The sequence below is a fragment of the Lysinibacillus sp. CNPSo 3705 genome, assembly GCF_028674935.1.
GTDB lineage: Bacteria > Bacillota > Bacilli > Bacillales_A > Planococcaceae > Lysinibacillus.
The window spans coordinates 88,227-94,820 of the sequence record NZ_JAQZSD010000023.1 but is presented as its reverse complement, the minus strand read 5'-3'; the positions used below and the strand labels follow the sequence as shown (position 1 = coordinate 94,820).

Here is a 6,594-nt window from a genome sequence, read left to right as displayed (position 1 = left end):
TATAGCAAAGAAAAGGACATTCATACGAAATGTTAAATTAGAGTGATGTTTTGCTTTAACACTCGTCGCGCGATTTTTTCCCGGTGCTTTGCGCATATGTATTCCCCTCCTCATCTAATTACAATTTAAATACACGATATTTAGTTTACCATTCGAAGATACGACAGGAAAGCATGTACTTGAGAATTAATGATGGAAAACATCATTTATTTGACGGCACTTTAAGATAAAAAGTTTCTGTTTTTTAACGATTGCTAGAAAAATAGTTTTTTATTGTGGGGTGAGCACTCCAAAGTTCGGGCAATAGTTCCTTTCCCTTCAGCCCAACTGGCGTGTTGGGGCATTTACCTCCATCTTATATTAAAAAAGCAGCAAAAAAGGCTATGCCTCGGTGACTTATCACCTTTGACATAGCCTTTTAATAAAGATTAATTATTTTGCAGCTTGGAATTTAGCTTCTACTACATCCCAGTTTACTACGTTCCAGAATGCACCGATGTAATCTGGACGACGGTTTTGGTAGTTTAAGTAGTAAGCATGCTCCCAAACATCTAAGCCTAGGATTGGCGTTTTACCTTCCATAACTGGAGAGTCTTGGTTTGGAGTAGATGTAACAGCAACTGAGTCACCATCAACGATTAACCAAGCCCAGCCTGAACCGAAGCGAGTTGTAGCAGCTTTTGCAAATTCTTCTTTGAATGCATCGAAAGAACCGAATTTAGCATCGATTGCTTTTGCAACTTCCCCAACTGGAGTTTTTGAACCGCCTGGAGCGATTACTTCCCAGAATAATGAGTGGTTAGCATGTCCACCACCATTGTTACGTACAGCAGTTTGTTTGTCAGCTGGAAGAGCATCAATGTTTGCGATAAGATCGTTAATGTCTTTTTCAGCAAATTCAGTGCCTTCTACTGCCGCGTTTAAGTTTGTTACATAAGTATTGTGGTGTTTAGAATGGTGAATTTCCATTGTTTTTGCATCGATATGTGGTTCTAATGCGTCATAAGCGTAAGTTAATTGTGGTAATTCGTAAGCCATTGTTAAGTTCCTCCCTAAAATAAAGAAATAATTAATACATTCTTAGATTATCAAAATTGGTCAAACCATTCAACGAAAAATACTTCAAATTAAAGATTTCAGCCTTTTGACTGAAAAGCCAATACGATTACTATACTACCCTGTTGTTTTAGCAATTATGCCTCGGCATAATTGCATCCGGAATTGGAAAGGAGTGACATCCACCGCAGGCTTTAATTTCTCTCAACGGATGTTTAGAAACCGGCTGAAAGAATTTAAATAGCGAAAACCGCTATAAAGAACACGACAATCATAACGATTTGAATGACTGCTTTTGCGAGTGTGGATGTTAAGAAGCCAACAAGAGAGCCAACACCGCTTTTCACAGCCTCTTTGAATGTACGACGCTCCACGATTAATTCTGCAATTACAGCTCCTAAAAATGGACCGATTAGTATACCTACTACCGGAATGACGAACGGTCCAATTAATAAACCAATGGTACTCCCCCACATCCCCGCATTTGAACCACCAAATTTTTTAATACCAAAGGCATTGGCTACAGAATCAGCAACAAATAAAATGATAACAAATAGTATTTCAGTCGCCCAGAATAACCAGCTTAGCTCTGCAAATGAAAAAAATAATCCATATACTAAAAAACCACCGATTAAAAAAATCACACCTGGAATTATCGGGTATACCAATCCAACGAATGAAATGATAAAGCAGGCAATCACTAAGATCCAACCAACAACTTCCATGAAAATTCTCTCCTTCTATCATGCATTGCCTATTTTACGGATTTACAAAGCTATAGGTTTCAGTTATTTTCGTTTGTATCGTAGGTGCAACTTCAGCTACAGATATTTTCTGTAGCGAAAGCGCAGCGTCAGCTACAAATCTTCCCTGTAGCGAAAGCGCAGCATTAGCTACAAATCTTCCCTGTAACAAAAGCAAAAGCGTCAGCTACAATGACGTCAAGGCGCAATTGATCTAATGTCTAATTCCTAAAATAGAGTCAGCTATATTTACAGCATGGTCTCCTATTCGTTCTAAATTGCTAATGATATCCGTATAGACGATTCCCGCCGCTCCATTGCATTCGTACGTATTTAAGCGCGCAATATGCTTTTGCTTTAGTTTATCTTCCATATCATCTATCAAGCTTTCGAGCTCCGTTACTTCCTGCGCCAAGCTCAAACTGGCTGTATCCAGAGCCGCTATGCTCTTTCGTACAGCCTCAATCGCCAAGCTAAACATGCCTATTAAATCTTGTCGTGCTGATTTACTTAAATTTACCTCATGATGATCTTTATATTGTAAAAGCTCTAAAATATTTTCAAAATGATCGCCAATACGTTCAATGTCTCGTACATTTGTTAGCAGTGTATGGTGTCTTACTGAGTCTGCTCGAGAAAGTGGCTGCTTAGACACCATCACTAAATAATTCGTGATTTCCTTATCTAAATGATTGAGCGCTACTTCTAATTGTAAAACTGTAGGAATATGAGCGGCTTCACCCGTTTTCATGTATAAAAATGTTTCTTCTAAACCATGCAGTGCATGCTCTCCCATACGTAACACTTCCTCCTTCGCTTGCCCGAGTGCAATCGCCGGAGAGGAATCAATAAATGAAGGATCTAAATGCTTCGTTGTCACATCAATATTTCCATCATGCCCAGGAACTAGCTTCGTTACAAGTGCAGCTAAACCTCCGATAAATGGCAGCTGAATCATCATATTAATGATGTTAAATGAGCCATGCGCAAGCGCTATTTGCATTTTCGCATCTAAATGGAATAGCCCACTAATCCACTGAACGAAATGTATAAACGGTGTAAAGAACACCATGAAAATGATTGTTCCTATAATATTGAATAGTACATGTGCCGCCGCTGCACGCTTAGCATATATAGAAGCTCCCAGTGAAGCTAATACTGCGGTTATGGTCGTTCCTATATTCTCACCGAATAAAATTGGTAAAGCACTATCTAAGCCAATCAAATGCTCCGCATATAAGCCCTGTAACACACCAACAGTTGCTGTTGAGCTTTGGACAAGCAATGTAAAAACTGCCCCTAGAAAAATCCCTACAATGGGCAGATTCTTGAGATGAAGGGTTAATGATGCTAAGTCCGCTAATTGATGGAGTGACTGCATGCTTGCACTCATTAACTCTAATCCTAAAAATAATCCCCCAAAGCCAAACAATATTTGCCCGATATACTGATACGTCGCTTTCTTAAAGAAGAATAACAACCCTGCACCTAGCGCCAATAACGGATAAAAATATATGCCGATATTAATACCAATAATAAATGCGGTTATGGTCGTGCCAATATTTGCCCCCATAATGACGCCGATTGCTTGACGTAATGTTAAAAAACCTGCACTCACTAGCCCAACCGTAATCACCGTAGTTGCAGAGCTCGACTGGATACAAATCGTCACAATTATGCCCACTAACACACCCATTAAAGGATTTGTTGTAAAACGATTCAACCATTCACGCAATCGATCATCTGCTGATTTTTGAAGCCCATCCCCCATGAATTTAATGGAAAATAAAAAGACTCCTAAACCGCCTAAAAATTGAAACAGTATGCTTTGCCAATCTATTGTCAATTGTATTCGCTCCAATTCCTACATCTCTACTTCCCTATTCCTAATCTTTAAATGATAGTTTAGAAAAAGTAAAGAAAACCTTTAACTTCTTTACACAATATTAACATTTCATCATCGTATTCTCAGTTATTATTACTTATTTCATATCTTGTCAAAGTTGAACATGGTAGAATAGCGATTGGAGGAGATATGCTTATGAAACACTCACAACTATTTATCGATAGCTTAATTCATCCAAAAAAACTTGCTGCCTATCGTTTATTACCTATCGGAAAAGTCATTCAATATACTTTTCTGCTAATTACTGTCGTTACAGTTTTCTCTTTTGGTCGTTTTACGGCAGGAATGTCTGTTGATACATTTGATATGAATAGTTTAAATGGTATTACTGAATACATAGAAGGTGTTAAATGGGTATTGTATCCCGTGACATTCATTATGCTTTTTGTTTTTACAACGATGCTTATTTTTGCACAAATTGCTCTCTATGCCTTAGCAGGTCTATTGATTTTAAAAGTCATGAAGCGTCGCGGTGAATACCGTCATATTTGGCGTACTACGACATTTGCCATGACTTGGGCAATTCTAATAAGTATGCTAGCAGATTATCTACCGATTAACAGTACAATTATCTCTGTTTTTTCTTTATTTTTAACTGTAACTCTACTAATCGTAGCCATCATAAAATATCCACAACAACCAAACATAAAATAATGTGCATGAATCCCCTCTCTTCTAAATATAGTGTAGAAAAGGAGGGGATTTTTTGCGTGCTTTTGTGTTAACAGCTATCATTATTATTTTTGCTTTTGTTGTGAAAGTAGATTTAACAGAAGGTTCATTACATCTTGCTGCCATTTATCCGAAAGATACTGACAACGCCCTTTGTGAAAAGCAGCGAGAGCCAAATTATATTACTGTACAGACTATTCAAGGCGATTCGATTCACAGTTTATTTGCACTTCATCCCGCCAAAGTACCAATGACCTTCCCTGAACGCTTGCAACTATTTTATGAATTGAATCCACACTTACAATTACAGGCTCTTGTTCCTGGTGAAAATATTAAGCTTCCTCTGTCATTTGAATTTGAAAACAAATGCGGAAAATGAAAAGATAACGTTTCTTCCTTGTCCTTATTTTCTTACACTGCTAAAATAAATGTCAGTGACGGTCGAAAGTATGGCCCGAAAAGGAGAGAAAGTTAATGAGTGAAATTTGTCACCGTACAAATACACGTCCCGTGCGTGTCGGTAATTTAACAATAGGTGGTAGTAATGAATTATTCATTCAAAGTATGTGTACAACAAAAACACATGATGTTGAAGCAACAGTCGCAGAAATTCTTCGTCTTGAGGAAGCAGGCTGTCAAATCGTTCGCGTCGCAGTACCAGATGAACGTGCAGCTGATGCGATAGCAGATATTAAGAAACGTATTAATATTCCATTAGTAGCTGATATTCACTTTGACTATAAATTAGCATTAAAAGCAATTGAAAATGGTATCGATAAAGTTCGTATTAACCCAGGTAATATTGGGCGTAAGGAAAAAGTAGAAGCTGTTGTTAATGCAGCTAAGGCTAAAGGTATTCCTATCCGTATCGGGGTAAACGCTGGTTCTTTAGAGCGTCATATTTTAGAAAAATATGGTTATCCTACTGCTGACGGTATGGTAGAATCTGCCCTTCACCATATTAAAATTTTGGAAGACTTGGACTTCCACGATATTATCGTATCAATGAAGGCATCAGACGTAAATCTAGCGATTGAGGCCTATGAGAAAGCGGCTAAAGCCTTTAATTATCCTCTGCATTTAGGAATTACTGAATCAGGTACATTATTTGCGGGTACTGTAAAATCAGCGGCTGGCCTTGGCGCAATCCTATCAAAAGGTATTGGTAATACGTTACGTATTTCACTATCTGCAGACCCTGTCGAAGAAGTGAAAGTAGCACGTGAGCTATTAAAATCATTCGGTCTCGCTTCTAATATGGCAACACTTATTTCTTGCCCAACTTGTGGTCGTATCGAAATTGATTTAATTTCAATTGCCAATGAAGTAGAAGAATATATTTCTACACTTAATGTACCATTAAAAGTAGCTGTTCTTGGTTGTGCGGTAAACGGTCCTGGTGAAGCACGTGAAGCCGATATCGGTATTGCTGGTGCTCGTGGTGAAGGTTTACTATTTATGAAGGGCAAAACTGTTCGTAAAGTGCCTGAAGAAACAATGGTAGAAGAGTTGAAAAAAGAAATCGATAAATTAGCAGCTGAAATGGCAGAAAAACGTGCTGCTGAAGAAGCAGCAAAAGCGAACGCCTAAGGAGGTGCTAGTATGAAAAAGCCTCGCTTTGGTATTGATATCGACGGAACAGTAACATGTCCTAGTACTCTCATTCCACATATTAATAAACAATACAATATAAATATTACACTCGACGATGTGTGCGAATATGATTTTTTATCAGCATTTCCTCATCCTGTTGATCGTGTAGCATTTAATACATGGTTTAAAGAAAATGAACCATTTATGTATGAAGTTTCTGAGGCAGCTAAAGATGCGCAAGATATTTTAAATACGTGGAAAGAAAACTACGAACTTTATTACATCTCTGCTCGTGGTGAGAATGTATCAGATGTTACGGTAAATTGGTTTAAATCACAATCTATTCCGTATGATCATATCGAGCTTATCGGTAGTCATGATAAAATTTCCGTAGCAAAAAAACATGGTGTAGATGCATTTTTTGAAGATAAGCATGATAATGCGGTTATGCTTGCAGAGGAATTAAAAATACCTGTTGTATTATTTGACACTCCGTATAATCGTCTTGCTGTTCCGGACAATGTTGTACGTGTTTATAACTGGCAAGAAGCCAACCATTTTATCACAAATTATTTTAAATAAACAAAATGGAGTCGTGTCCATGTATTGAACACGACTCTTCTT

7 protein-coding genes are annotated in these 6,594 nt (G+C 37.9%); 4 read left to right on the top strand and 3 right to left on the bottom strand.

The features are described from left to right. Window positions 1–432: 432 nt before the first annotated feature. From PVA17_RS12075 to PVA17_RS12065, 3 genes are all read right to left on the bottom strand, one after another. Window positions 433–1,038, bottom strand: a complete 606-nt coding sequence (locus PVA17_RS12075; protein ID WP_248716503.1) for a superoxide dismutase — start codon at window positions 1,036–1,038, stop codon at window positions 433–435. 254 nt (window positions 1,039–1,292) lie between these two features. Beyond that, window positions 1,293–1,781 (bottom strand): DUF456 domain-containing protein, encoded by a 489-nt coding sequence (locus tag PVA17_RS12070; protein ID WP_274067814.1) that lies wholly within the window; start codon window positions 1,779–1,781, stop codon window positions 1,293–1,295. A gap of 232 nt (window positions 1,782–2,013) precedes the next feature. Beyond that, on the bottom strand, window positions 2,014–3,645 hold the full coding sequence (locus tag PVA17_RS12065; RefSeq protein ID WP_132356760.1) for a Na/Pi cotransporter family protein: 1,632 nt from the start codon (window positions 3,643–3,645) through the stop codon (window positions 2,014–2,016). 195 nt (window positions 3,646–3,840) lie between these two features. On the opposite strand from PVA17_RS12065, the gene PVA17_RS12060 reads away from it, so the two are divergent. The 4 genes from PVA17_RS12060 (at window position 3,841) to PVA17_RS12045 (ending at window position 6,552) form a co-directional block, all read left to right on the top strand. Next, window positions 3,841–4,359, top strand: a complete 519-nt coding sequence (locus tag PVA17_RS12060) for a DUF1189 family protein (protein ID WP_132356761.1) — start codon at window positions 3,841–3,843, stop codon at window positions 4,357–4,359. Window positions 4,360–4,411: 52 nt separating this feature from the next. Continuing rightward, window positions 4,412–4,756, top strand: coding sequence for a hypothetical protein (locus PVA17_RS12055; protein ID WP_274067813.1), 345 nt, complete (start codon window positions 4,412–4,414; stop codon window positions 4,754–4,756). A gap of 95 nt (window positions 4,757–4,851) precedes the next feature. Then, complete coding sequence (ispG, locus tag PVA17_RS12050) at window positions 4,852–5,967, top strand: flavodoxin-dependent (E)-4-hydroxy-3-methylbut-2-enyl-diphosphate synthase (RefSeq protein ID WP_132356763.1); 1,116 nt, start codon at window positions 4,852–4,854, stop codon at window positions 5,965–5,967. A gap of 12 nt (window positions 5,968–5,979) precedes the next feature. Then, window positions 5,980–6,552, top strand: a complete 573-nt coding sequence (locus tag PVA17_RS12045) for a 5' nucleotidase, NT5C type (RefSeq protein WP_132356764.1) — start codon at window positions 5,980–5,982, stop codon at window positions 6,550–6,552. The last annotated feature ends 42 nt before the right edge of the window (window positions 6,553–6,594 follow it).